This window comes from Reyranella sp. (assembly GCF_050185545.1).
GTDB lineage: Bacteria > Pseudomonadota > Alphaproteobacteria > Reyranellales > Reyranellaceae > Reyranella.
The window spans coordinates 1-24,867 of record NZ_JBFWZI010000007.1; the positions used below are offsets into that span (position 1 = coordinate 1).

The 24,867-nt window shown below is 65.6% G+C and carries 21 protein-coding genes and 1 tRNA gene; 10 read left to right on the plus strand and 12 right to left on the minus strand.

Features of this window, described 5'->3' with window-relative positions:
* Window positions 1–728: 728 nt before the first annotated feature.
* The gene (locus AB7O82_RS03145) at window positions 729–1,502 is read left to right on the plus strand and encodes a DUF4394 domain-containing protein (protein ID WP_428539478.1); all 774 of its coding nucleotides are present in this window, start codon (window positions 729–731) and stop codon (window positions 1,500–1,502) included.
* Between the two features lie 152 nt (window positions 1,503–1,654).
* Here the strand turns inward: AB7O82_RS03145 and AB7O82_RS03150 are convergent.
* A tRNA-Thr gene (locus tag AB7O82_RS03150) sits at window positions 1,655–1,729 on the minus strand.
* Between the two features lie 134 nt (window positions 1,730–1,863).
* On the opposite strand from AB7O82_RS03150, the gene AB7O82_RS03155 reads away from it, so the two are divergent.
* Window positions 1,864–2,967, plus strand: coding sequence for an amidohydrolase family protein (locus AB7O82_RS03155; protein ID WP_428539481.1), 1,104 nt, complete (start codon window positions 1,864–1,866; stop codon window positions 2,965–2,967).
* 6 nt (window positions 2,968–2,973) lie between these two features.
* Window positions 2,974–4,104 carry an LLM class flavin-dependent oxidoreductase gene (locus AB7O82_RS03160; protein WP_428539484.1) on the plus strand — a complete coding sequence of 377 codons (1,131 nt, stop codon included), beginning with the start codon at window positions 2,974–2,976 and terminating at the stop codon, window positions 4,102–4,104.
* A gap of 139 nt (window positions 4,105–4,243) precedes the next feature.
* Here the strand turns inward: AB7O82_RS03160 and AB7O82_RS03165 are convergent, their stop codons facing one another.
* From AB7O82_RS03165 to AB7O82_RS03180, 4 genes are all read right to left on the minus strand, one after another.
* A complete protein-coding gene (locus AB7O82_RS03165) occupies window positions 4,244–5,803 on the minus strand; it encodes a sensor histidine kinase (protein ID WP_428539487.1) in 1,560 nt (519 codons plus the stop codon).
* Window positions 5,751–6,539, minus strand: coding sequence for a response regulator transcription factor (locus AB7O82_RS03170; protein ID WP_428539490.1), 789 nt, complete (start codon window positions 6,537–6,539; stop codon window positions 5,751–5,753). Before AB7O82_RS03170 ends, AB7O82_RS03165 begins: the two co-directional genes overlap by 53 nt.
* Window positions 6,469–6,963, minus strand: coding sequence for a hypothetical protein (locus AB7O82_RS03175; RefSeq protein ID WP_428539493.1), 495 nt, complete (start codon window positions 6,961–6,963; stop codon window positions 6,469–6,471). The genes AB7O82_RS03170 and AB7O82_RS03175 overlap by 71 nt, the downstream gene beginning before the upstream one ends.
* An 84-nt stretch (window positions 6,964–7,047) precedes the next feature.
* On the minus strand, window positions 7,048–7,494 hold the full coding sequence (locus tag AB7O82_RS03180) for a MarR family winged helix-turn-helix transcriptional regulator (protein ID WP_428539496.1): 447 nt from the start codon (window positions 7,492–7,494) through the stop codon (window positions 7,048–7,050).
* 94 nt (window positions 7,495–7,588) lie between these two features.
* Between AB7O82_RS03180 and AB7O82_RS03185 the strand changes: the two genes are divergently transcribed.
* The gene (locus AB7O82_RS03185) at window positions 7,589–8,242 is read left to right on the plus strand and encodes a glutathione S-transferase family protein (RefSeq protein ID WP_428539499.1); all 654 of its coding nucleotides are present in this window, start codon (window positions 7,589–7,591) and stop codon (window positions 8,240–8,242) included.
* Between the two features lie 6 nt (window positions 8,243–8,248).
* Here AB7O82_RS03185 and rpoD read toward each other — a convergent pair whose 3' ends face one another.
* The 3 genes from rpoD to AB7O82_RS03200 form a co-directional block, all read right to left on the minus strand.
* A complete protein-coding gene (rpoD, locus tag AB7O82_RS03190) occupies window positions 8,249–10,273 on the minus strand; it encodes an RNA polymerase sigma factor RpoD (protein WP_428539502.1) in 2,025 nt (674 codons plus the stop codon).
* A gap of 167 nt (window positions 10,274–10,440) precedes the next feature.
* Window positions 10,441–12,468 (minus strand): DNA primase, encoded by a 2,028-nt coding sequence (gene dnaG / locus AB7O82_RS03195; RefSeq protein ID WP_428618642.1) that lies wholly within the window; start codon window positions 12,466–12,468, stop codon window positions 10,441–10,443.
* Between the two features lie 152 nt (window positions 12,469–12,620).
* Window positions 12,621–13,079, minus strand: coding sequence for a GatB/YqeY domain-containing protein (locus tag AB7O82_RS03200; protein WP_428539508.1), 459 nt, complete (start codon window positions 13,077–13,079; stop codon window positions 12,621–12,623).
* 227 nt (window positions 13,080–13,306) lie between these two features.
* On the opposite strand from AB7O82_RS03200, the gene carA reads away from it, so the two are divergent.
* The 3 genes from carA to greA all read left to right on the plus strand — a co-directional run bounded on the left by carA (window position 13,307) and on the right by greA (window position 18,301).
* Window positions 13,307–14,491, plus strand: coding sequence for a glutamine-hydrolyzing carbamoyl-phosphate synthase small subunit (carA, locus tag AB7O82_RS03205; RefSeq protein ID WP_428539511.1), 1,185 nt, complete (start codon window positions 13,307–13,309; stop codon window positions 14,489–14,491).
* A 9-nt stretch (window positions 14,492–14,500) separates the two neighbouring features.
* On the plus strand, window positions 14,501–17,746 hold the full coding sequence (carB, locus tag AB7O82_RS03210; protein ID WP_428539514.1) for a carbamoyl-phosphate synthase large subunit: 3,246 nt from the start codon (window positions 14,501–14,503) through the stop codon (window positions 17,744–17,746).
* 81 nt (window positions 17,747–17,827) lie between these two features.
* Complete coding sequence (greA, locus tag AB7O82_RS03215; protein WP_428539517.1) at window positions 17,828–18,301, plus strand: transcription elongation factor GreA; 474 nt, start codon at window positions 17,828–17,830, stop codon at window positions 18,299–18,301.
* Between the two features lie 127 nt (window positions 18,302–18,428).
* Here the strand turns inward: greA and AB7O82_RS03220 are convergent, their stop codons facing one another.
* The 3 genes from AB7O82_RS03220 to AB7O82_RS03230 form a co-directional block, all read right to left on the minus strand.
* On the minus strand, window positions 18,429–18,998 hold the full coding sequence (locus tag AB7O82_RS03220; RefSeq protein ID WP_428539520.1) for an inner membrane-spanning protein YciB: 570 nt from the start codon (window positions 18,996–18,998) through the stop codon (window positions 18,429–18,431).
* Between the two features lie 152 nt (window positions 18,999–19,150).
* Complete coding sequence (locus tag AB7O82_RS03225; RefSeq protein WP_428539523.1) at window positions 19,151–19,540, minus strand: nuclear transport factor 2 family protein; 390 nt, start codon at window positions 19,538–19,540, stop codon at window positions 19,151–19,153.
* A 10-nt stretch (window positions 19,541–19,550) separates the two neighbouring features.
* Window positions 19,551–20,027, minus strand: coding sequence for an Lrp/AsnC family transcriptional regulator (locus tag AB7O82_RS03230; protein ID WP_428539526.1), 477 nt, complete (start codon window positions 20,025–20,027; stop codon window positions 19,551–19,553).
* A 178-nt stretch (window positions 20,028–20,205) separates the two neighbouring features.
* Between AB7O82_RS03230 and trxB the strand changes: the two genes are divergently transcribed.
* Both trxB and AB7O82_RS03240 read left to right on the plus strand, forming a co-directional pair.
* Entirely contained in the window at window positions 20,206–21,177 is a 972-nt protein-coding gene (gene trxB, locus AB7O82_RS03235; RefSeq protein ID WP_428539529.1) for a thioredoxin-disulfide reductase, read from the plus strand.
* Between the two features lie 26 nt (window positions 21,178–21,203).
* A complete protein-coding gene (locus AB7O82_RS03240; protein WP_428539532.1) occupies window positions 21,204–22,094 on the plus strand; it encodes a LysR family transcriptional regulator in 891 nt (296 codons plus the stop codon).
* Between the two features lie 292 nt (window positions 22,095–22,386).
* Here the strand turns inward: AB7O82_RS03240 and AB7O82_RS03245 are convergent, their stop codons facing one another.
* Window positions 22,387–23,460 (minus strand): PLP-dependent cysteine synthase family protein, encoded by a 1,074-nt coding sequence (locus AB7O82_RS03245; protein WP_428539535.1) that lies wholly within the window; start codon window positions 23,458–23,460, stop codon window positions 22,387–22,389.
* Between the two features lie 490 nt (window positions 23,461–23,950).
* Between AB7O82_RS03245 and AB7O82_RS03250 the strand changes: the two genes are divergently transcribed.
* The gene (locus AB7O82_RS03250) at window positions 23,951–24,829 is read left to right on the plus strand and encodes a DUF6492 family protein (RefSeq protein ID WP_428539538.1); all 879 of its coding nucleotides are present in this window, start codon (window positions 23,951–23,953) and stop codon (window positions 24,827–24,829) included.
* The last annotated feature ends 38 nt before the right edge of the window (window positions 24,830–24,867 follow it).

Below are 24,867 nucleotides of genomic sequence, written 5' to 3' on the forward strand. Positions count from 1 at the left end.
TGGTGCGCGAGGGCGTGCCGGCGACGGCGATCACGGTGATCGGCCGCGGCGAGCAGGGCCTGCTGGTGCAGACCGGCGACGGCGTGCGCGAGCCGCAGAACCGCCGCGTCGAGATCGTCATCCAGTAGATTGCCGGAAGATTGAACGTGCAAGGGCGGCCCTTCGGGTCGCCCTTGTCGTTTGTGCGTTCGGGCGATCGTGTCGCCTCAAGATGCACTGCGGGCACGCCACTGGCGGCAAGTAAACTCCGCCACGGTGGCGCGATCATCGTCGATCACTAAGAAGACGCGCCACTGGCGTTGACCACCGGCCTGATGGCCGATCCTTGAGGATGAAACGCGTGGCCGGGACGCGCCTCTCCGTGGCGCTCATGTTCTTCTGGACCGCGGGCGTCTCGCCCGCTCTTCTCATGATTCATGAGCGGGCGAGACGCCCGCGGTCCAGCCATGAGCGCCACGGAGTGGCGCGCTCCCGGCGGACCTTGGTTCTTGCTGGTGAACGCCCTCAGCCATGAGCTTCTTGCGAGCAGCCGACATTTCACTGTGTCGGGTGCGCACCGCACGCGCCGAGGGTCTCGCCCGTCATCGGCAAACATCTCGATCGCCGCAGTAACGACGGTGTGATCGCTCCCAAGCCTCCGAAGCAAATCCGGCAGGGCGGGTCGCCAGTATCTGAAGGGCGACCGTCATGACAACGGGCGCCCAACAGAGAGGGAACGACACATAATCGTGAAGAGACTCCTGGCCTGCTCCGCATCGTCGCTGCTGCTTCTCGCGGGCGCTGCCCAGGCGGCCGATGTCGGCGTGCTGATGGCCGACGGCTCGATGGCCATCGTCGACACGGCCGCGAAAAAGGTCATCAAGACGATGAAGGTGACCGGAACCGCCGCGCCGCTCGTCGGGGTCGACGTGCGTCCCGCTGACGGGGTGCTGTACGGCCTGACCGCCGACGGCACGCTCTACACCATTGCCACGGACGGCAAGGCGACGATGAAGTCGAAGCTCGAGACCATGCTGCCGACCGGTGTGATCGCCAGCGTCGATTTCAACCCCGCAGCGGATCGCCTGCGCGTCATCGGCAGCGACGGCACCAGCCTGCGCGTCAATGTCGACGACGGCAAGGTCGTCAAGGACGGAAGCCTCAAGTACGCTGCCACCGATGCCAACAAGGACAAGACGCCCAAGGTCGTGGCCGGCGCCTATACCAATTCGGTCAAGGGCACCAAGGAGACGACGCTGTTCGACATCGATGCCGCCAGCGGCTCGCTCGTGAAGCAGGCGCCGCCCAACGACGGGATCCTCAACACGGTGGGGCCGCTGGGCGCCAGGTTCGACACCATCGCCTTCGACATCTGGTCCGATGGAACCAGGAACGAGGCGTGGGCTCTCATCGACGGCCAGCTGTGGTCGATCGACCTGGCGACGGGCAAAGCCACGGCCGCCGGCAAGATCGACGGTCTCGCCACCGGCGCCAAGGATATCGCCATCCTGCCCAGGATGTAGCTGCCCCGAAGAGGCGCGCGATAACCTGCCGGGCGGACAGGCCCGAGGTCATCGCCCGCCATTCGCGGCGATGCGGCCGCCAGTCAGATCGTACGTCTCGAGGTCGCGGCGCTCCGAGGTGGCGTTCGGACCGGAACTAGCTGTGAAGGCGCTGGTGCTGCCGGACAGGATTGAACTGTCGACCTCTCCCTTACCAAGGGAGTGCTCTACCACTGAGCTACGGCAGCGCGCGGCCGGGGGTATGCCATAGGGGGAGGCGGGGTTCAACCGCTGCCGCTCGCCGAAATCCTTCGCACGCGACGGCTTGCCGCTTGCGGCCTGCTCTGCCTACCCTTTGCCGGATAAGGCAAGGAGCTACGGCATGGACTGGCGCCCGATTTCGGCCGATTCGCACATCACCGAACCCCCCAACTGCTACGTCGACCATATCGACCCGGCATGGCGGGACAAGGCGCCCCACGTCGTCAACAAGGAAGGGCTGGGCGACATCTACGTCGTCGACGGCATGAAGACGCCGGTGCCGATGGGGCTCGTCGCTGCGGCAGGCGTGGCGCCGCAGGATATTCGCCTGGGCGGTGCCAAATTCGAGGATCTGCACCGCAGCGGCTGGGACCCGAGCTGCCGTCTGGCCGACCAGGACAAGGACGGCGTCGGCGCCGAGATCATCTATCCGACTGTCGGCATGATGCTCTGCAACCACCCCGACTTCGACTACAAGAAGGCCTGCTTCGACGCCTACAACCGCTGGCTCCAGTCCTATTGCTCCCACGCCCCGGATCGCCTGATCGGGCTTGGCCAGACTGCCATGCGCAGCGTGGAAGAGGGCATCGCCGACCTCGAGCGCATCAAGGCAATGGGCTTTCGCGGCGTCATGATGCCCGGCAATCCCCGCGACAAGGACTACGACGATCCGATCTACGATCCGTTCTGGGAAGCCGCTGTGGCGCTCGAGATGCCGCTCTCGTTCCATATCCTGACCTCGAGCGGCGACAACACCATGACCAAGCCGCGCGGTCCCAAGATCAACTCCTTCCTGTCGATCATCCGCGGCTGCCAGGACATCATGGGCATGCTGGTGTACAGCGGCGTCTTCGAGCGCCATCCCAAGCTGCGTGTCGTCTGCGTCGAGGCCGATGCCGGCTGGGCGCCGCACTTCATGTACCGCATGGACCACGCCTACAAGCGGCACCGCTACTGGATGAAGGGCAAGGAGCTCGCCCGCCTGCCATCCGAGTATTTCCGCGAACACATCGCGCTCACTTTCCAGGACGACTGGACCGCCTTCCAGTTCGCCGACATGCTCGATCCGAACCAGCTGATGTGGGCCAGCGATTTCCCGCACAGCGATTCGACCTGGCCGTGGAGCCGGGACGTGATCGCCGAGCAGACGGCCCATCTCAGCCCGGAGCTGCGCAAGCGCATCCTGCGCGACAACGTGGCCGAGCTCTACAAGCTCGCGGCGTAGGCCGTCGTGCGCTTCAGCCTCTTCATGTACTGCACGGTCGGCCGCCGGGCCGAGCTCGAGGCGGGCATGGCGGGGCGCAAGCCGGAGCTCTATCAGCGCATGCTCGACGAGATCGCCGAGTATGCCCGCTTCGCCGACGACGCCGGTTATTTCGGCTTCGGCCATCCCGAGCACCATCTGCAGATCGAAGGCTTCGAGATCTCCAACGATCCGCGCCTGATGGCGATGTGGCTCGGCCGGCATTCGAAGAAGCTGCGCATCATCACCTGCGGCTTCGTGTCTACGACGCACAATCCGCTGCGCGTGGCCGAGGACATCGCCACCATGGATCACATGCTGGGCGGTCGCTTCGGCGTCGGCCTGGTGCGCGGCTACCAGGCGCGCTGGGTCGAGAACTTCAAGATCCGAGACGAGCTGAACGCGGTCGGGCCGTGGAACAAGGATCAGCCCGCCGACGTCGCCAATCGCGAGTATTTCGGCGAGTTCGTCGACGTCGTGGTGAAGGCGCTGTCGAACGAGACTTTCAGTCATCACGGCAAGTACTGGACGTTCCCGCCCGCCGGCATGGTCAATCCGCACGAGCATCCAGTCTACGTCAAGTACGGCCGGGGCGTGACGCCGGCGATGAAGATCGAGCAGGTCGGAATCGCGCCACGGCCGCTGCAGACGCCGCATCCGCCGCTCTACGGCGGCTTTGCCGCGTCGATGCGCACGGCGCTGTTTTGGGCCAAGTATGGCGGCAAGCCGATCGTGCTTACGGACAATCTGAAGTTCTACGATCAGCTCTGCCGCGGCTACACCGAGGAGGCGGCCAGGCACGGCCGCATGGTGAAGAACGGCCAGCAGGCCGGCTGGGGCGGCATCTTCATCTGCGCGCCGACCGATGCGCAGGCCCAGGAATGGGCCAGGGACATGATGTGGTTCTGGCAAAGCTGGGCGACGCCGTTCGGCCAGGGCGTGCCCGAGCTGCTGGTCGGCTCGCCCGACACGATCGCGCGCCGGCTCGACCAGGTGCAGCAGGTGCTGCCGGATCAGGACGAAGTGATACTGCTGATCCCGCAGGGCCTCCACGAGCGCGACCAGATCCTGACCTCGCTCGAGCTCATGGCCACCAGGGTGATGCCGAAGTTCGGCTGAATGATTCTCCTCCTCGGCTTCGCTGGGGGTGTCCGCGTAGTCGCGGACGGAGGGGTCATGCTCATGTGGACCGCGGGCGTCCCGCCCGCTCATGCTCACAAATCATGAGCGGGCGAGACGCCCGCGGTCCAGAAGAGGCCTACTGCGGCAGCGTGATCGTGACCGACAGGCCGCCAGCGGGGCGGTTGACGGCCTCGATGGAGCCGCCGAGCGCTTCGACCGTGCTGCGGGCGATCCACAGGCCGAGGCCGGCATGGTCGGAAGGCCGCGACGCGATGTTGCGCGGGCGGAAAGAAAAGTTGCGCTCGAAGATTTGTGTGATCAGCGCCCCGTCGACTCCCGGCCCTTCGTCGGCGATGGTCAGCTCGGCCGCGTGCCCGTCGCCGACCAGCAGGACGAAGATCGTGCTGCCGCGCGGCGAGAAGCTCACGGCGTTCTCCAGCACGCTGTGCACCACCGTCTCCAGCATGCCCTGGCCGGCCCGCACGGTGATGGCCGGGGCGAGCTCCATGGTCAGATGGATGCCGTGCTCGTCGAGCATCTCGGCGAGGTCGTCGGTCACGCTCTCGACCAGGCCGGTGAGATCGATGGGCAGGCGTGGCGCGCCGATCAGGTCGGCGGTGCCGATCTCCTGGCGCTGGGCGGCCACCACGAGATCGAACAGGCGGCCGAGGGCGGAGTCGATGACCTCGAGGGCCCGCCGGGCACGCCGGTCGTCTTCCGGCACGGTGCGGCGTACCGGCTCGAGGGCCGAACGGATGGACGCCAGGGGAGTCTTGAAGGAATGGGCCTTTTCCTCCGCCGACTGGCGGATCTGGCGCGATGCCTGCTTGAGGGCGAGCACCAGCCGGTCGAAATCGCGCGCGACGCTCGTCAGCTCGGGCACGACGTTGCGGCGGGCGAAGGCGTCATCGCCGATGCGGCCGGCGCCGATCTCGGCTGCGACGTCGCGAAAACGCCGCAGGCCGAGCCGGATGCCGACGGCGACCAGGATTGCCAGCAAGGCGAGGGCGACATAGATCGCCGCAGCGGCCCGTATCTCCTCGGTCTGCCAGTAAGGCCGGCCGATCGAGGTCCGCAGGAAGTCCTCGGTGCTGTGGGTCGTCGTCAGCACCCAGCATCCGGCGGCACCGCTGATCGGGATGATCGAGGTCAGGAGCTCGACCGCGCCGCTGGCCTGCCGGTAGCGGATCTCGTCGCTCGCCCCGGCCGTGCAGGCGCCCGACAGTCGCCCGAGGATGCCGCGCCGGTTGAGCTCGTCGAGCTCGGCCGACACCCGCTCCGCCTTGATTTGCGGCGCCGACGCCACAAAGTAGAACTGCCCCGCCTGCTGGCCGCCGGCCGGCTGGAACAGCAGCTTGAGCGTCGTCTCATCGCTGCCGTAGCGGGCAAGGTCGGCGTTGAGCGACGCGGCATTGGTGAGATCGAGCTCTCTCAGGGTCGGTGCCAGGACGTCCGCGATGAGGGCGCTGCGGTCCTGGATGGCGCGCGTCACGAGCTCTCGTGTCTGGCGGTCGGCGCTTTCGAACCGGCCATAGAGCACGACCGGGAGTGCAATGAAGATGGCGATCAGGGCGGCAAGCTTCAGCGTCAGCGAGCCGGCCAGCCGGCGGATGGCCCGCCGCCAGCCGGTCGTCGCTGCCGTCCTAGGCCTTGCCCCAGCGGTAGCCGAAGGCCTGATAGTTGTCGATCTCGGCAAACTCGGGGTCGACAGCGCGGAACTTGTTGCGGATTCGCTTGATGCAGGAGCGGACATTCGTTCGGTAGCCATTCTCGCCGCTCCCGGCAATGAAACCGACGTAGTGCATGCAATCATACACGGAGCGGTAGGTCACGAACCTGCCGACGTTGGCGGCAAGCAGATGCACGATCTTGAACTCCGTCGTCGTCAGATTGAGATCGACGTTATCCCAGAACGCCCGGCTCGTACCGGGCTTCAGCATGAGGCGGCCGCAATGGAAGCTCTCCGCATCGCTCGGGTTGATGTTGCTCTTGGCCGACAGGATCAGCTTGAGCCGGTGGGCAAGGATGGGGACGCCGCGGCCCTTGTCGACGAAGTCGACTGCGCCGCGATCGAGCGCAAGCTTCTCGTAGACCGGTTGCGACCGTCCCGTCAGGAAGACGACGGGAAGGTTGATGCCGTTGCGACGCAGTCGCGGTAGCAGATCGATGCCCGACACGCTCGGCAGGTTCCAGTCGAGCAGGATGATGTCGACGGAGGCGCCGTCCTCGAACGCCGCCAGCAGGGATTCGCCATCGCCGAAGCCCTCGACGTCGAAGCCGTGATCGGTGAGCTCGTTGCCGACGACCTCGCGATAGTCGTCGTCGTCCTCGACAAATGCGAGCCGGATCCTGGCTTCGGGGCTATCGCGCATTTCCGAGGCGGGATTGGAATTGGGCCATGCAGAGCCGCTTTCCTTCATCGCTGTCGACATTGTTCCTCACATCGTACGCAAGTGTGGTGAACTGCTTCGTCTCGACATTGGGATAGAGCTGGATGTCGAGGGTGCATTGGCCGTCGCGGTAGCGCCAACGCTTGCCCGGCGGCCGTTCCTCCTCTGCGCTTGGTGCTCCGAATGCCGCCCGGATCTCGGACTCGCTCTTGCCGGCGAGCGGCAGCGAGCCGATGGGGGCCGGTGCGGGCGCCGGCGAAGCCGGCGGGGCGGCGGTCGCTGTGCGCGAGGGAGACGTCGCGGGCTGGCTGGCCTGCGTGGGAGCCGATTGGGTTGGCGGCATGCTCTTCTTCGGCTGCGAGGCCGCTGGTTTGCTCGAGGTCAGACGTGTGAAGTCGTCCCGCATGTTCCTCGCCACATCGCATCCGGAGAGAAGCAACAGCCCGACGCCGACGCTTCGTTTCATAAGGCTCCTAATCGTCATCCTGCTTGCCCGGCCGGCTCGGAAATGCGTACCGGCGAGTTGTGGCCGGAATTGGGCAGGGGCGCCTTAGTCCACAGCCCCGTGCAGCCGGCCAAGAAGCGACGCCAACGTCCGCGCCTCGGCCTCGGAAAGGTGCCGTCCGACCGCATGCTGTATCGCCGCAGCGTAGGTCGGCCACGTTCGTCGGCGAAGGGCGCGTCCCTGGTGCGTAGTATGCAGCACTTGGCCGCGACCGTCCAATTCGCTCGCCGCCCGCGCCACCAGCCCCGCCGTTTCCATCCGGTCGATCAGGCGCGACAGATTGTACTGGGCGAACAGCATCGCCTTCTGCAGCTCGAAGGGCCGGAGGCCGGCCGGTTCGGCACGCTCGAGCTCGAGCAGAACATCGTACCATTCGAGCGACGGCAGCCCGGCCTTCTTCAGGCGGTCCTGCACGTCGGCCAGGGCAGCGCGGTGGGCGCGCTCGAGGCGGGTCCAGGCGCGGACAACGGCGTCGGAAGGCGGGCTGGGCATCGTGCCATCATAGGGATCGATGTATTTGCATCAACCTTGATCGGCTTGCCGGTCCGGCCTATATGGATGCAATTGCATCTAACTGGAGACCGCCGTGCTGACCCTCGTTTCATTCGACCTCTGTCCCTACGTGCAGCGCGCCGCGATAGCGCTGGCGGAGAAGGGCGTGCCGTTCGAACGGCGCACCGTTGACCTCGCCGACAAGCCCGACTGGTTCAAGGCGATGTCGCCGCTCGGCAAGGTACCGCTGCTGCAGGTCGATGGCGAGGTGCTGTTCGAGAGCGCCGTGATCGTCGAATACCTGGACGAGACCCGCGGCGCGCCGCTGCATCCCGCCGATCCTCTCGATCGGGCACGTCATCGCGGCTGGATGGAATTCGGCTCGTCGATCCTGGGCGACATCTGGGCGATCGAGACCACGGCCGATGCGGCCGCATTCGAGGCCAGGCGTCGGACCTTGCGCGAGAAGTTTGCCCGCCTGGAAGGCGAGCTGGGGGGCGGTCCGTGGTTCGCCGGCGCGCGCTTCGCCCTTGTCGACGCGGTGTTCGCTCCGGTGTTCCGCTACTTCGACGTGTTCGACCGGATCGTCGATCTCGGCACCTTCGACGGGTTGCCCAAAGTCCAGGCGTGGCGCTGCGCGCTCGCCAACCGGCCGTCCGTGCGCAACGCCGTCGTCGCCGACTACGATGCCCGCCTCGAGGCCTTCCTGCGCCGCCAGAGCTCGCACCTGGCGACGTTGATGAATTGATTCGCTTCAACCCTGATCGAGGAAGCTTCGCAGCATGCGCGAGCGGCTCGGGTGCTTCAGCTTGCGCAGTGCCTTGGCCTCGATTTGGCGGATGCGCTCGCGCGTCACCGAGAATTGCTGGCCGACCTCCTCGAGCGTGTGGTCGGTGTTCATGCCGATGCCGAAGCGCATGCGCAGGACGCGTTCCTCGCGCGGCGTCAGGGTCGCCAGCACGCGGGTCGTGCTCTCGCGCAGATTGCCCTGGATCGCCGCCTCGAGCGGGATGACTGCGTTCTTGTCCTCGATGAAGTCCCCGAGATGGCTGTCCTCCTCGTCGCCGATCGGCGTCTCGAGGCTGATCGGCTCCTTGGCGATCTTCAGGACCTTGCGCACCTTCTCGAGCGGCATGCCGAGCTTCTCGGCGAGTTCCTCGGGCTGCGGCTCGCGGCCGATCTCGTGCAGCATCTGGCGGCTGGTGCGGACCAGTTTGTTGATGGTCTCGATCATGTGCACGGGGATGCGGATGGTGCGCGCCTGGTCGGCGATCGAGCGGGTGATCGCTTGCCGGATCCACCATGTCGCGTAGGTCGAGAACTTGTAGCCGCGGCGGTACTCGAACTTGTCGACCGCCTTCATCAGGCCGATGTTGCCTTCCTGGATAAGGTCGAGGAACTGCAGGCCGCGGTTGGTGTACTTCTTGGCGATGGAGATCACGAGGCGCAGGTTGGCCTCGATCATCTCCTTCTTCGCGCGCATCATCTCGCGCTCGCCGTCCTGCACGGTCTTGCACATGCGGCGGAACTCGAAGATCGGCGCGCCGGCGGAGTCGGAGATCACCTTGATCTCGGCGCGGATCTTCTCGATGTCGGCCGGGCGCTTCTTGGCGAAATCCTTCCAGCCGCGACCCGACAGCTTGCCGACCTTGTCGAGCCAGTTGGGGTCGATCTCGTGGGTCAGGTAGTTGTCGAGGAACTCCTGGCGCGGGATGCGATAAGCCTCGGCAAGCCGCATCAGCTTGCCTTCCATCATCATCAGCTTGCGGTTCAGGTCGTATAGCGACAGCTTCAGCTGCTCGATGCGGTTGGCGTTGATGTGCACCGTGCGCACCAGTTCGACGATCTTCTTGCGGTGCCGCTCGTAGCTCTTCTCGAATTCGGCGCTGGGCTTCTGGCCGCGGCTCAGGGTCGACAGGCGCCGATTTTGCACCTTCGACATCTCGGCATAGACCTTGGCGATGCGGGTGAGCGTGCGCAGCACCTCGGGCTTGAGCTTCTCCTCGAGCGCCGACAGCGACAGCGCGTTCTCGTCGTCCTCCTCGCCGCCTTCCGTCGTGACGCCGCCTTCGGTGGCCTCGCCGTTCGCGGCTGGCGGCGTCGGCGGACGCACGAGCTTCGGCACCGCCGGGCGAGGCATCGGCACTGCCGCGGCAGCGGCGGCGGCCGCAGGCACGGCGGCGCCCTTGCCTTCGCCGGGCGCGCCGCCCTGGGTCGCTTCGAGGTCGATCACGTCACGCAGCAGCATGCGGCCTTCGTTGATCGCGTCGCGCCAGGTCAGCAGCGCCGTGATCGTCATCGGGCTCTCGCAGATGCCGCCGATCATTCTGTCCTGGCCGGCTTCGATGCGCTTGGCGATCTCGATCTCGCCTTCGCGGCTCAGCAGCTCGACGCTGCCCATCTCGCGCAGATACATGCGCACGGGGTCGTCGGTGCGGCCGAGCTCTTCATCCTCGCCCGTCGCCTCTGCCGCGACTACCGCCGTCTTGGCCGGCTCGGCCGGGTTGGCGGAAAGGGTGTCCTCCTGCTCCTCGGCCTCCACGACATTGACGCCGGCCTCCGACAGCATCGCCATCGTGTCCTCGATCTGCTCGGACGACACTTCGTCGGGCGGCAGGGCGGCGTTCAGCTCGTCATAGGTGATATAGCCGCGCTCCTTGCCCTTCTGGACAAGCTTCTTCAGCTCGGCCCCCAGGGTGTCTAGCAGGGGGGCGTCTGGCCCCTCTTCGCGGGTATCGGTGGCTTCTGGCTGGACAACAGTTGCTGTCTTGGTCGCCATTCGTGATCCTTGGGTGCACAAATAGACAGAGCGGCCGGTTCTGGCCGCGGAATTAGCTGCAAGAAGAGGAGGCGGAGAGGGCGGCCCCGCAAATCTACCCTTCTACTATATGGGAGCAAAGTTCAAGCGGCGGTAGAGGTTCCCTGCTCAAATCGTATCCGGTGTGGCTATGCCGTCTCGGAGTCCCCTGGTATCCGGCGCATCCGGTCCAGGATCTCCCGGAGTCGATGCAAATTCTCCTCGCTCAGATCCTCGGCCAGAGCCTGCTCGGCCTGCTTTAGCTCGCTCGGTTCGATGGCCAATCGGCCGAGATGCCGGGCAGCCCGGCGCCACTGGGCGACCCAATCGTCCGGCCCGGTCTGGGCCTGGCCGGATTGGCCCCCGCCGGACTGGGCCCCGCCGGACTGGGCCTCGCGAAAGATGCCGCGCGCCTTGTCCCGGGCGTTGGCCGCAATTCGTCCCAGCCCGAGGCGCTCCAGATGCGCTTCGAGCAGGCCAACTTCAAGAAGCGGATCCGCGTCGACGTCGCCAGCCAGCGATTCTGCCGCAGCCGGATCGATCCCGGAGGGGGCCAGTGCGAGCGCATCCAGCAGCCCCTGGCGCAGCCGCGCCAGCTCGGCATTGGCGATCGGCAGCTCAGCCAGCTCCTCGGCCAGGATGTGCAGCAGGAATGGGCGCTCGAGCAGCGCGCCAAGCAGGATGCGCTGCTGGCGTGATTCGTCGAGATCGACGCTGGCCCGGCGGGCCGCCGCGCCGGCGGCAAAGGGTGCCTGATCGTGCTCGAACCGCCGATCCGGGCGCCGGTCGCCACGGCGTCCGGCCTGATAAACGGCCGGCCGCCACAGGCTGGCAAAGCGCTCCTTCATGTCGGACTTGTAGTAATTGCGCACGACGGGATCGGCGATTTCCGCCACCCGCCGCTCGACCGCCCGCTGGATGCTGGCCCTCCGTTCCGGGGTGTCGGCGGCCCGGCCGTCGGTTTCGAGGTCCCAGATCACGTCGGCGAGGGGGCGTGCCAGGGAAAGAGCCCGCCGCATCGCGTCGACGCCGCGAACCCGGATCAGGCTGTCGGGGTCCTCGCCGGCCGGCAGGGCAAGGAAGCGCAGGCTCTTGCCGTCGCGCAGCAGGGGGAGGGCGCGCTCAGCCGCCCGCCCGGCGGCGCGCCGTCCGGCATTGTCGCCGTCGAAGCAGAGATAGGGCTCGTCGGCGAGCTTCCAAAGCTCGCCAAGCTGACCCTCCGTCAGCGCGGTTCCCAGCGGGGCGACCGCCCCGGTGAAGCCGGCGCCATGAAGGGCAATCACGTCCATGTAGCCCTCGGCCACGATCACCGGTCCGTCCTTGGCCGCGGCGAGGCGGGCGCGGTCGAGGCAATAGAGATTGGCGCCCTTGTGGAACAGGGGTGTCTCGGGGGAGTTGAGGTACTTGGGCTCGCCGGGCCCCATGACCCGGCCGCCGAAGGCGATGATCCGGCCGCGGCGGTCGGCGATCGGGAACATCACGCGGCCGCGGAAGCGGTCATAGGCGGGCCGGCCGTCGTCGGGCTGAATGGCGAGGCCGGCCTCGAGCAGCTTGTCGAGGGGAACACCCTCGCGCTGCAGGACACCTGTCAGGCCATCCCGCGCATCGGGGGCGAAGCCCAGGCGAAAATCGTCGATCGTTGCGTCGTCGAGGCCGCGTCCGCGCAGATAGTCCAGGCCCTGCCGGCCGACCGGCAGGCGGAGCTGCTTCTGGAACAAGCGCGCCGCCTGCTCGACGACGTCGTGCAGGGTGGCAACCCGCTCGGCCCGTTCGCGCTCCGCAGGCGTCGCCCTGGGCACCGCCAATCCGACCTCGCGCGCGAGCTTCTCGACCGCCTCCGGGAAGGAGAGATTCTCCGTCTTCATGACGAAGCCCACTGCATCGCCATGCTCGCCGCAGCCGAAGCAGTGAAAGAAGGCCTTCCGGTCGTTGACCGTGAAGGAGGGGGTCTTCTCGTTATGGAACGGGCACAAGCCGAGATACTCGGCCCCCGACTTGCGCTTCAGCACGACCTTGCGGCCGACGATCTCGGACAAGGTGAGCCGCGAGCGCAGCTCGTCGAGGAAGCCCGGGGGAAAGGCCATACGCCAAGGATGGGCCCCAACATCCCGCAGCGCCACGAGAAAGGCGAAGAATTGCGGGGGAAACTTGAATGGCGTCGCTGGAGCGCCGGTCATCGGCGCTCATGTTCTTCCCGGACCGCGGGCGTCCCGCCCGCTCATGGCGTCCGAACGAGTAGGACGCCCGCGGGCCCCTATGCCTGAATTAGCCCGCTCGCAGCATCATGAGCGGGCGGGACGCCCGCGGTCCGGGAAGACGATGAATCGCCTCAGCCCGCCAGGACCTTCCTTACCGTCGCCGATGCCTTGGCGAAGTCCATCTGGCCGGCATACTTGGCCTTCAGGGCCGCCATGACGCCGCCCATGTCCTTGATCGTCTTGGCGCCGGCGGCGGCGATGGCGTCGCGCACCGCCGTCTCCATGGCGGCCTCGTCCATCTGCCGGGGCAGGAAGCGCTCGATCACGGCGATCTCGGCCTTCTCCTTCTCGGCCAGTTCCGGTCGATTGCCCTTCTCGTAGAGGACGACCGATTCGTTGCGCTGCTTGATCATGCCCTGCAGCATCGACAGGATCCGGTCGTCGGGGACGCCCTCCCGGCTGGCCTCCGTGCGGGCGGCGATGTCGACCTCCTTGAGCTTGGCCAGAATCAGCCGGATGGCGCCTACGGACGCCATATCGCGGGCGCGCATCGCCTCTTTCAGCGCATCGTTCAGTTTGTCGCGCAGCATGGTCATTGCCTCGGTGGAATGCGGGGCGGAAACTAATCCCAGGCCAAGGTGTTGGCAAAGCTCCCGCGCCGAGGTGTTGGCAAGGCCAATAAGCTCTTGAAAACGCTGGTCAATTGGCTGTCGACATTACCTTGACCCTGTGCGACTGCTTGGTTACAAACCGCGCGGCCTGCCGGTCGCCCGCCCGGGCGCAGCCGGGCTGGGCCGCACGAACGGACAAGCTCATCATGACTTCCCCTTCTACCGCCGGCGCGACTGACGCCGCGCCGCGTTGGGCCACGGCCGCCCTTGTGCTGGCCGACGGTGCGGTATTCTGGGGCAAGGGTGTCGGTGCAGGCCGCCATGCCGTGGGTGAGGTGTGCTTCAACACGTCGATGACCGGCTACCAGGAGATCATCACCGATCCCTCCTACGCCGGCCAGATCATCACCTTCACCTTCCCGCATATCGGTAACGTCGGCACCAATCTCGAAGATATCGAAAGCATCACGCCGGCGGCGCGCGGTGTCGTGCTGCGTGGCGACATCACCGGTCCCGCCAACTGGCGTGCCGTGAAGCCGCTCGACGATTGGCTGAAGAGCCACGACCTGCCGGGTGTCTGCGGCGTCGACACGCGTGCCATCACGCGGCGCATCCGCGATGGCGGTGCGCCGAACGGCGTGGTCGTTCATGCACCGGACGGCAAGTTCGATATCCCGGAGATGCGCCGCATCGCCGAGGAATGGCCCGGGCTGGACGGCATGGACCTCGCAATCGAGGTAACGACCAAGCAGACCTACGCCTGGGACGAGACCAGATGGGCGCTTGGCAAGGGCTACGGCAAGCTCGACAAGGCGCGCTATCACGTCGTCGCCATCGACTACGGTGCCAAGCGCAACATCCTGCGCTGCCTCGCCAACACCGGCTGCCGGGTCACCGTGGTTCCCGCGACCGCCACGGCCGACGACATCCTGCGCCATCAGCCCGACGGCGTATTCCTGTCGAATGGGCCAGGCGATCCGGCGGCGACGACGGGCTACACCGTTCCCGCTATCCAGGGCGTGCTCGACAAGGGCGTGCCGTTGTTCGGCATCTGCCTCGGTCACCAGATCCTGGCCCTGACGCTCGGCGGCAAGACGCGCAAGATGGAGCGCGGCCATCGCGGCGCCAACCAGCCGGTCAAGGACCTGACCACCGGCAAGGTCGAGATCACGTCACAGAATCACGGCTTCTGCGTCGTGCCGGAATCGCTGCCCGAGACCGTCGAGGTGACTCATATCTCGCTGTTCGACGGCACCAACGAAGGCCTGCGCTGCACCGATAAACCGGCCTTTTCCGTCCAGTACCATCCCGAGGCGTCGCCCGGCCCGACCGACAGCCACTATCTCTTCGACCGCTTCGTCGAGATGATCGAGAAGAGCAAGGGCAGGTAGGACGGGGGCATGCCCAAGCGCACAGATATCAAGAGCATCCTGGTCATCGGCGCCGGCCCGATCGTGATCGGCCAGGCCTGCGAGTTCGACTATTCCGGTGTCCAGGCCTGCAAGGCGCTGAAGGACGAGGGTTACCGGGTCATCCTGGTGAACTCCAACCCGGCGACGATCATGACCGATCCCGGTCTGGCCGATGCGACCTATGTCGAGCCGATCACGCCCGACATGGTGGCGCGCATCATCGAGAAGGAGAGGCCGGACGCCATCCTGCCGACCATGGGCGGCCAGACGGCGCTCAACACGGCGATGGCGCTGCACCGCGATGGCCGCCTGGCGAAGCTCGGAGTCGAGCTGATCGGCGCCAATGCCGCGGCGATCGACAAGGCCGAGGACCGCCTGCTGTTCCGCGAGGCCATGGTCAAGATCGGGCTGGAATGCCCGAAGAGCGAGGTCGTGCATAACCGCGAGGAGGCGGTGAGCGCGCTCGACCGGGTCGGCCTGCCGGCGATCATCCGGCCGTCGTTCACGCTCGGCGGCACGGGCGGCGGCATCGCCTACAATCGCGACGAGTTCTTCGAGATCGTCCAGGGCGGCATCGACGCCTCGCCGGTCGGCGAGGTGCTGGTCGAGGAATCGGTGCTCGGCTGGAAAGAGTACGAGATGGAGGTCGTGCGCGACCGCCGCGACAACTGCATCATCATCTGCTCGATCGAGAATGTCGATCCGATGGGCATCCACACCGGCGATTCGATCACCGTCGCGCCGGCGCTGACGCTCACCGACAAGGAATACCAGATCATGCGCGACGCCTCGATCGCGTGCCTGCGCGAGATCGGCGTCGATACCGGCGGTTCGAACGTGCAGTTCGCCGTCGACCCGGCGAGCGGCCGCATGGTGGTGATCGAGATGAACCCGCGCGTGTCGCGCTCCTCGGCCCTGGCCTCCAAGGCGACCGGCTTTCCGATCGCCAAGGTCGCGGCGCGGCTCGCCGTCGGCTACACGCTGGACGAGCTGTTGAACGACATCACCGGCACCACGCCGGCTTCGTTCGAGCCGACGATCGACTACGTCGTCACCAAGATGCCGCGCTTCGCCTTCGAGAAGTTCCCCGGCGCGGAAGCCCTGCTCACCACCTCGATGAAGAGCGTCGGCGAGGCGATGTCGATCGGCCGGACCTTCCAGGAGTCCCTGCAGAAGGCGCTGCGCTCGATGGAGACTGGCCTGACCGGCCTCAACGAGATCGAGATCAAGGGTGCCCCCGACAAGTCGGCGATCGTCGGCGCGCTGTCCACGCCGACGCCGGACCGCGTGCTGGTGATCGCCCAGGCCTTCCGCTTCGGCCTGTCGGCGGAGGAGATCGCGCACGCCTCGAAGTTCGAGCCGTGGTTCCTGCGTCAGATCGAGGAGCTGGTGAAGGCCGAGGCCGTCATCCGCGAGCATGGCCTGCCCGATGACGCCAAGGCCCTGATCGACCTCAAGAAGAAGGGCTTCTCCGACGATCGGCTGGCCGAGCTGACGGGCCTGTCGGCGGCCGAGGTTGCCAAGCGGCGGCGTGCGCTGGGCGTGCGGCCGGTATTCAAGCGCATCGACACCTGCGCCGCCGAGTTCGCCTCGCGCACGCCCTATCTCTATTCGGCCTACGAGGGCGACGGGTTGCGCCCGGCCGAGTGCGAGGCCGAGCCGACCGATCGGCGCAAGGTGATCATCCTGGGCGGCGGACCCAACCGCATCGGCCAGGGCATCGAGTTCGACTATTGCTGTGTCCATGCCGTCTACGCGCTGCGCGAGGCGGGCTATGAGACCATCATGGTCAACTGCAATCCGGAGACGGTGTCGACCGACTACGACACGGCCGACCGGCTGTATTTCGAGCCGCTGACGGCCGAGGACGTGATCGAGCTGGTCGAGGTCGAGCGCCGGCGCGGCGAGCTTCTGGGCCTGATCGTGCAGTTCGGCGGCCAGACGCCGCTCAAGCTTGCCAAGCCGCTCGAGGCGGCTGGAATTCCGATTCTCGGCACGTCGCCGGACGCCATCGACCTGGCCGAGGATCGCGAGCGCTTCCAGAAGCTCATCCATCAGCTGAAGCTCAGCCAGCCCGACAACGGCACGGCGACCTCGCAGGACGAGGCGATCGCCGTCGCCGAAAAGATCGGATACCCGGTGGTCATCCGCCCGTCCTATGTCCTGGGCGGCCGGGCGATGCAGATCGTCTACGATCGCGAGGGGCTGGAGCGCTATACCCGCGATGCCGTGAAGGTGTCGGGCGCCAACCCGGTGCTGATCGATTCCTACCTGCGCGATGCCATCGAGGTCGATGTCGATGCGCTGGCCGATGGCGAGCAGAACGTGTTCGTCGCCGGCATCATGGAGCACATCGAGGAAGCCGGCATCCATTCCGGCGACTCGGCGTGCTCGCTGCCACCCTATTCGCTGCCGGCCAAGATCCTGGGCGAGATCGAGCGCCAGACCGAGGCGCTTGCCAAGGCGCTCAAGGTCGTCGGCCTGATGAACGTGCAGTATGCGGTGAAGGACGGGCACGTCTACGTCCTCGAGGTCAATCCGCGGGCCAGCCGGACCGTCCCGTTCGTCGCCAAGGCGACGGGCCAGCCGATCGCCAAGTTCGCCGCCCGGCTGATGGCCGGCGAATCGTTGAAGTCGCTCGCCATCCGCAAGGCGCGCGGCAAGCATATCGCGGTGAAGGAAGCCGTGTTCCCGTTCGCGCGCTTTCCCGGTGTCGACATCATCCTCGGTCCCGAGATGCGCTCGACCGGCGAGGTAATGGGCCTCGATTCGAATTTCGGCCGGGCCTTCGCCAAATCGCAGCTCGGCGCCGGCAGCAAGGTGCCGGTCGACGGCGTGGTCTTCGTGTCGGTCAAGGACTCCGACAAGCAGGCCATGGTGCGTCCGGTGAAACGCTTGGTCGAGCTCGGCTTCCGTGTGATCGCAACCGGCGGCACGGCCGAGTACCTGCGGCGGCATGGCATCGAGGCGCAGCGGGTCAACAAGGTGCTGGAGGGGCGGCCGCACATCGTCGACCAGATGAAGGACGGCCGGGTCCAGCTCGTGTTCAATACCGTCGACGGTGCCGGCGCGTTGACCGACAGCTTCCTGCTGCGGCGAACCGCCCTGATGCACAAGATCGCGTATTATACGACGGTTGCGGGCGCCAAGGCGTCGGTCGAGGGCATCGCCGCGCTCAAGGCCGGGGCACTGGACGTGGCGCCCCTGCAAGCCTACTTCAAGACGGCTTTCTAGCCTCCCATCCCCCAGAGTTCGGCCCACCAGGGGCCTGCGTTGGCCGTTGACGGCGCGCATTTGATTGAGGACGATTATCTGATGGAACGGGTTCCGATGACGGCCGAGGGGCTGAAGGGCCTCGAGGACGAACTGAAGCAGCTGAAGAGTTTCGAGCGCCCGGCGATCATCAAGGCGATCGCAGCTGCGCGCGAGCACGGCGATCTTTCGGAGAATGCCGAATATACCGCTGCGCGCGAGCGCCAGGGCTTCATCGAGGGTCGCATTGCGGAGGTCGAGGACATCATCTCGCGCGCCGATGTGATCGACTTCAGCAAGCTGTCAGGCAAGACCGTCAAGTTCGGCGCCACCGTGAAGCTGGCCGACGAGGACACCGAGGAGAAGGTCAAGTACCAGATCGTCGGTCCCTACGAGGCCGATCTCGCCAAGGGCCGGATCTCGGTGACCTCGCCGATCGGACGGGCGCTGATCGGCAAGTCGGTGGGCGACACCGTCGAGGTCCAGACGCCGCGGGGCGCGCGCTCCTACGAAGTGGTCGGCGTCCAGTTCAAGTAGGTAGCCGCTTCATGCTCTTCCGGACCGCGAGCGTCCTCGCTCGCACATGGTGGAAGAGCGAGCGAGGACGCTCGCGGTCCGGAAGAGCATGAAGGCGCGCTCACGCATTCCCAGCCATGCCATCAGATCAGGGAGATGCAATCGCGGCGGTGCGCCCGCGCCGGACGCCGATCATCCTCATCGTGGCGTACTGAATCAGGAACAGGACGACCTTGCTCGCGATACCCCAGATCGACATCGCGGCCGACCATGCGACCGGATCGAGCGTCAGGGCAAGCACGATATTGAGCACCGCCGAGCCGAACATCAGACCGGACCAGACGAAGCCGTAGATGTAGGCGATGTCTGAAACCGTCTGGACGGCAACCGGCGGCAGATAGCGGTTCATCCAGCCGGGACGCAGCATGTAGGCGCCGACAATGCAGTAGATGACGCTCGGCTTCAGCATGACGAAGCGGGCGTCGCTGGTCAGCAGCGTCGCCACGCCCGAGACGACGACGAGGCCGAGGCTCAGCCACTGCATGGCGTCGATCTTCTGGCGGCGCACCAGCAACCAGCTGATCTGCAGAACACCCAAACCGACGCCGAGGGTGACGGCCAGGATCAGGTCCTTGGTGGCGAGCAGAACGACCAGGAACAGAATTGTCGAAGCCAGATCCGACACCAGCAGCCGGGCCGATCGAAGGAGGTTTGCCATGAAGGCCTCCGCGATTACGGTAACGCCGTGTATCTATTCACAGCGTTTCCCGCAACGGAATTCATGCTCTTCCGGACCGCGAGCATCTCGCTCGCTCAAGTCATATGAGCGAGCGAGACGCTCGCGGTCCGGAAGAGCATTGAGACCTTGGACTACTTCACCACCACCTTGATGAACGTGTCCTTCATGACGATGAGGCCGCGGCGGAAAGTGTAAAGGTCGCAGCCCAGCCATTCCTGGCGCTCGCCTGAGACCAGGGTGGCGGTGCGGTGCCACTCGGTGACGGCGCGGTTGCCGCAGATGAACTCACTCGTGTGCCGCCAGCTCACGTCGCTGCTGGCGGCGAACAGCGGCTCGAAATAGCTGCGGATCGCCGCCTTTCCCTTGAAGCTCTCTCCCCAGTGATGGGGTCCGCGTGCGTTGCGAAACTCGCCGTCGTCGGCGAAGCAGCTCACGATCGCATCGACGTCGCGGAGGGCAAAGGCGCCGGCAATCTCGTGCAGGCGATCCAGCGTGACGTCGGGTGCAAGGCTTCCGTCCATGTGAGGGCTTCTAGTCGATCGAGATCGGAACGCCGGGCAGCTGCTTGGCAGTGCGAAACACCATCATCGACTTTACGTGGCTCACGTTGGGTGCCGAGGTCAGGCGGGTGGTCAGGAACTTCTGATACTCGTCCCAAGTTTCGGCGACGATCTTCAGCAGGAAGTCGGCCTCGCCCGCCAGCATGTGGCATTCGCGAACCTCGTCCCAGGTTGCCATCAGCTCCTCGAACGCCTTGAGGTCCGTCTCGGCCTGGCTGTTCAGGCCGACCAGGGCGAACACTGCCACGCTGTAGCCCAGGGCTTCGGCGCTCAGCTCGGCGTGGTAACCCTTGATGACCGAGGCGCGCTCGAGCGCCCGCACGCGACGCAGGCAGGGCGGTGCCGATATTCCGGCGCGTTCTGCCAGCTCGACATTGGTCATGCGGCCGTTCGATTGCAGATCGTTCAGTATGCGCCGGTCGACACGATCGAGCTTTGCGCGAGCCATTCAGTTTCCTCCTTGAGCCGCGGTCGTATGCCAGAACCATGCCATTTGCGCAATAAAGTTGCGGAGAGAGCGCGGACATCTGTGAACAATTGCGTCGGCACCTTCAGAAGGGTCGTGCACGTCGGCCGAGGTTTGCATATATGTCAAAGATATGCGGTTTATGGGATGCGGATAGGACATGGCGGCAACTCATCGGGGCAAGGTGCTCATTCTGGGGTCGGGACCAGCGGGATACACCGCGGCCATCTACGCGGCGCGTGCAAGCCTGAAGCCCATGCTGGTCCAGGGCATCCAGCCCGGCGGCCAGCTCACCATCACGACCGATGTCGAGAACTATCCGGGCTTCGCCGACGTGATCCAGGGTCCGTGGCTGATGGAGCAGATGCAGAAGCAGGCCGAGCATGTCGGCACAGCGCTGTTCTTCGACACCATCGTCGACGTCGACCTGAACCGCAGGCCATTCGTCTGCCTGGGTGATTCAGGTGATCGCTACGAGGCGGACGCCATGATCATCTCGACGGGCGCCACGGCCAAGTGGCTCGGCCTGCCCAGCGAGGAGGCGTTTCGCGGTGGCGGAGTCTCGGCCTGTGCGACGTGCGACGGATTCTTCTTCCGCGGCAAGGAGGTCGTGGTCGTCGGCGGCGGCAACACTGCGGTCGAGGAAGCCCTCTACCTCACCCATCATGCTTCGAAGGTGACGATCGTCCATCGCCGCGATTCCTTTCGCGCGGAGAAGATCCTGCAGGAGCGGCTGTTCCGCAATCCCAAGGTCACCGTACTGTGGGATCACACGCTGGAGGAGATTGTCGGGGAGACCAGGCCGGCGCCGCTGGTCCAGGGCGTGCGCGTGCGTAACGTCAAGACGGGTGTCTATACCGAGCTGAAAGTCGATGGCGTGTTCATCGCCATTGGCCATTCGCCCAACACCGAGCTGTTCAAGGGCAAGCTCGCCATGGACAGCGAGGGCTATCTGATCACCAAGCCCGACTCGACGGCGACCGATGTCGAAGGCGTCTACGCGGCGGGCGACGTGCAGGACAAAATATTCCGCCAGGCCGTGACGGCGGCCGGGACGGGCTGCATGGCCGCCCTCGAAGCGGAAAAGTGGCTGGCGCGCCAGGAAGCGCGTCTTGCGCAAGCGGCGGAGTAGCCGGCCGCGCACGGGAGGCGAACGTCATGGATTGGGACAAGCTGCGGATCTTCCAGGCCGTGGCCGATGCCGGAAGTTTCACCCACGCCGGAGAGACGCTGAAGCTCAGCCAGTCGGCGATCTCGCGCCAGATCGGCGCCCTCGAGGAGCAGCTCGGCGTCATGCTGTTCCATCGCCACGCGCGCGGCCTGATCCTGACCGAGCAGGGCGAGCTCCTGTACCGCACGGCCCGCGACATGGCCTCCAAGGTGAATACGGCCGAGGCCCTGCTGCGTGCGAACCAGGACAAGCCGGCAGGGCGCCTCAAGGTCACGACCACGGTCGGCTTCGGCTCGACGTGGCTGACGGCGCAGATGCACGACTTCATCACCATGTACCCCGAAATCGACGTCAGCCTGGTGCTGTCGGACAACGAGCTCGATCTCGGGATGCGCGAAGCCGACGTCGCGATCCGCATGGTGATGCCGCGCCAGCCGGGCCTCGTGCAGCGCCACCTGCTCACCGTGCGCAGCCACGTCTATGCCTCGCACGGCTACATCCAGAAGTACGGCAAGCCGTCGACCATCGACGAGCTCGACCGGCATCGCCTGATCATCTTCGGCGAGGATGCCCGCGCGCCTGCGCCGGACGTCAACTGGCTGTTGAAGGAGGGGCACGTCGACCCCTCAGGTCGGGTAGTCGTGCTGCGCGTCAACAATGTGTATGGCATCTTTCGCGCCGTGGAGTCAGGCCTCGGCATCGCCTCGTTGCCCGACTACCTGGCGCGCGAATCGACCAAGATCGAGATGCTGCTGCCCGACTTGAACGTGCGGACGACCGATGTCTACTTCACCTATCCGGAGGAGCTGCGGCACTCGAAGCGAATCGCGGTCTTTCGGGACTTCCTGTTGCGCAAGGTCGCCGAGACGCGCTTTTGACGGCGAGATGTGCGGGATTGCATAGTTGATGAAAGGCATGCAGCGATCGCATGCCAGTGATCGGAAATCGCCCCCTAGCAATAGCGCTGCAGAGGACTAGGTTTAGGTCAGGTTTTCGGAGCGGATGGCTTTGGCCGATCGCGTTCGAAACTCGGGATCCTCATGATCCCACGTCTCCCAGACGTGAAGCCTCCCTGTTTGACTTCGCCGGGCCCTCGGGCCCGGCATTTTTTTGTCAATCATATCAGGGCATTGGAGGTAAGCGCCTTGGCTCGACACGCGGCGGATGGAGCTACTCCAGCGTGCCGCTGTCGAGGAAGCGCTCGATCCTGGACCTGTACGGCGTGATGTCGATCTTGTGCTCGCGCAGCCAATCGGAATCGAAATAGGTCGAGGCATAGCGCTCGCCGCTGTCGCAGATCAGGGTCACCAGCGACCCCTTGCAACGTTCGCGGAGCATGCCCGCTGCGAGGCGGCACAATCCATAGAAGTTCGTGCCCGTCGAGCCGCCGACACGGCGGAACAGCCGTTCCGACAGCACATGTGCCGCGGCGATGGAGGCTGAGTCCGGAACACGCATCATGTGGTCGATCGCGCCGGGAATGAAGGACGGCTCGACCCGCGGCCGGCCGACCCCCTCGATACGCGACGGTGTGGAACATGTAACGGACCTGTCGCCGCTGACATAGGCGTCGTAGAAGGCCGAGTGCTCGACGTCGGCGACGCACAGCCGTGTCGCCAGGTTGCGATAGCGAATGTAGCGCCCGATGGTGGCCGACGTGCCGCCGGTCCCGGCGCTCATGACGATCCAGTCCGGCACCGGATGCACCTCCGCTGCCATCTGGTTGAAGATGCTCTCGGCAATGTTGTTGTTGCCACGCCAGTCGGTCGCCCGCTCGGCATTGGTGAACTGGTCGAGGTAGTGGCCGCCGGTCTCGCGGGCGACCCGCGCCGCGGCCTCGTAGACCTCGCCGGGCGCCTCGACGAAATGACAGCGTCCCCCGAACCGCTCGATGGCTTCGACCTTGGTCCGGCTGGTTGAGCGCGTCATGACGGCGATGAAGGGCAGGCCAAGAAGTTGGGCGAAATAGGCCTCGCTTACTGCTGTCGACCCGGAAGAGGCCTCGACCACGGTCGTGCCGGCGCCGATGTAGCCATTGCAGATGCCGTAGAGGAACAGCGAGTGCGCCAACCTGTGCTTCAGGCTGCCGGTCGGATGAGTCGATTCGTCCTTGAGATAGATCGACAACCCCGCCAGGCCCTTGAAGACGGGTTTGAGCAGATGCGTGTCGGCCGACCGTCGGCGGTCTCCCTGCAGCAGGTCGATCGCTCGATTGGTCCAGCTGCGGTCCTGCGTCGCTGGCATCGAAACCTGTTCAAGGTCCATCGGGGCTTGCTTTGCACTCGTCCATGTCGATCACGCCCATTCCGTCGCTCGTGACTTCACCTGTGTTTGCGGGGTTGTGCAACAGCGTGAGGTCCGGCACCTCCGACCCTTGCTCCGCAAGCGACCGATTCGAGTTGGCACTGCTTTGTCATTTCCGGGCGTCGACGGCCCCGCAATCCAGGCGGCAGGGAGAGCGCGTTCCCGCACTGTCCGCATCGCGGACGGCGAACGCTCTGCCCGGAACGCGCCGCGCACTGGGCATACTCTTCAGGATGTCTGTCTTTTCAACAAGTTATCCGAAAGCAGCCGTTGTGTCGGAGCGGCTCGTTTCGGCAGGCCGTGTGCGCAGACAAGCCGGCGACACTTGGGACGTTCTGCCGCTGGTATGTCGATCGGTGGATCGCCGCCAGCAATTGATGTGGCAGCCCCCTGTTGCCATATGTATCGTTCACCTTAAAGACAAGGTTCGATGTTTTCAGAGGTTCGCCAAGCCATTCTGCCCCTCGCTCTACGCAAGATTACGCGCCGGGGCGATCTGGAGCGCGCGGGTCTCCTGATCGAGTCGCTCGCCAAGCATTGGCGGGACAGCAAGCCGTTCGAGCTCTTGATCGTTTCGCCGCGATGGGATGCCGACCTGCTGCGGACGAGTCTGCCGCGCTTTCCCAATATCGACGTGTCGGTGCGGCCCGAAAGCGACTTCTTCTCGCCGCTCAGCGGCTTCTACCTCATGACCGGCTGGTACCGGCAGCAGATCGTCAAGCTGCGGGTGCCCGCGCTGATGGGCTTCAAAGGCTATCTGACCCTCGACTCCGACGTATGCTGCGTCGGCGATTTCGATGCCATGACCTTCATTCAGGATGGCAGGGGACTGTCGCGCTGGGAGCCCAAGCGCCACCACGAATGGTGGCGCAACGTGACGGACGTGGTCGGCACGACGTACGACGCCAAGGGCCACGGTCTCTCGGTGACGCCGAACCTGCTGCATGCCGATCTCGCCGAGCAGGCACTCGAGCACCTGCGCCACGACACATTGGGAAGTCTGCTGCCTCTCATGTCGTGGAAGGTGCGCCGCCCCGTCGGCGTGCCGTGGACCGAGTATTCGCTCTACACCAGCGTGGCCGAACTGAAAGGCAACCTGTTCGACTATCATGTCGAATGGAACACCTGTTACGCCGCCGACGTGCACCTGTTCTCCGAGCAGTCGTGTGTCTGGGGTGCGGACGATTTCGAGCGCCTGGTCAAGCTGCCCAACGGCAGCGACCCCGGCGGCAAGTTCATCATCGTCCAGAGCCACGCCCGCATCCCCCTGGAGCGCGTGCGCGAATACTGCCTGAGCTTCGCCGGCTGAGGTTCTCCTCTTCCGGACCGCGGGCGACTCGCCCGCTC

Excerpts from the sequence above, each read along its gene's own strand:
- AB7O82_RS03225 (WP_428539523.1), bottom strand. The coding sequence starts at position 19,540 with ATGGACGGAAGCCTTGCACCCGACGTCACGCTGGATCGCCTGCACGAG.
- trxB (WP_428539529.1), top strand. The coding sequence starts at position 20,206 with ATGGCGGCAACTCATCGGGGCAAGGTGCTCATTCTGGGGTCGGGACCA.
- AB7O82_RS03155 (WP_428539481.1), top strand. The coding sequence starts at position 1,864 with ATGGACTGGCGCCCGATTTCGGCCGATTCGCACATCACCGAACCCCCC.
- carA (WP_428539511.1), top strand. The coding sequence starts at position 13,307 with ATGACTTCCCCTTCTACCGCCGGCGCGACTGACGCCGCGCCGCGTTGG.
- carB (WP_428539514.1), top strand. The coding sequence starts at position 14,501 with ATGCCCAAGCGCACAGATATCAAGAGCATCCTGGTCATCGGCGCCGGC.
- AB7O82_RS03170 (WP_428539490.1), bottom strand. The coding sequence starts at position 6,539 with ATGTCGACAGCGATGAAGGAAAGCGGCTCTGCATGGCCCAATTCCAAT.
- AB7O82_RS03230 (WP_428539526.1), bottom strand. The coding sequence starts at position 20,027 with ATGGCTCGCGCAAAGCTCGATCGTGTCGACCGGCGCATACTGAACGAT.
- AB7O82_RS03245 (WP_428539535.1), bottom strand. The coding sequence starts at position 23,460 with ATGCCAGCGACGCAGGACCGCAGCTGGACCAATCGAGCGATCGACCTG.
- AB7O82_RS03180 (WP_428539496.1), bottom strand. The coding sequence starts at position 7,494 with ATGCCCAGCCCGCCTTCCGACGCCGTTGTCCGCGCCTGGACCCGCCTC.
- AB7O82_RS03250 (WP_428539538.1), top strand. The coding sequence starts at position 23,951 with ATGTTTTCAGAGGTTCGCCAAGCCATTCTGCCCCTCGCTCTACGCAAG.
- dnaG (WP_428618642.1), bottom strand. The coding sequence starts at position 12,468 with ATGACCGGCGCTCCAGCGACGCCATTCAAGTTTCCCCCGCAATTCTTC.
- AB7O82_RS03240 (WP_428539532.1), top strand. The coding sequence starts at position 21,204 with ATGGATTGGGACAAGCTGCGGATCTTCCAGGCCGTGGCCGATGCCGGA.
- AB7O82_RS03175 (WP_428539493.1), bottom strand. The coding sequence starts at position 6,963 with ATGAAACGAAGCGTCGGCGTCGGGCTGTTGCTTCTCTCCGGATGCGAT.
- greA (WP_428539517.1), top strand. The coding sequence starts at position 17,828 with ATGGAACGGGTTCCGATGACGGCCGAGGGGCTGAAGGGCCTCGAGGAC.
- AB7O82_RS03220 (WP_428539520.1), bottom strand. The coding sequence starts at position 18,998 with ATGGCAAACCTCCTTCGATCGGCCCGGCTGCTGGTGTCGGATCTGGCT.
- rpoD (WP_428539502.1), bottom strand. The coding sequence starts at position 10,273 with ATGGCGACCAAGACAGCAACTGTTGTCCAGCCAGAAGCCACCGATACC.
- AB7O82_RS03200 (WP_428539508.1), bottom strand. The coding sequence starts at position 13,079 with ATGCTGCGCGACAAACTGAACGATGCGCTGAAAGAGGCGATGCGCGCC.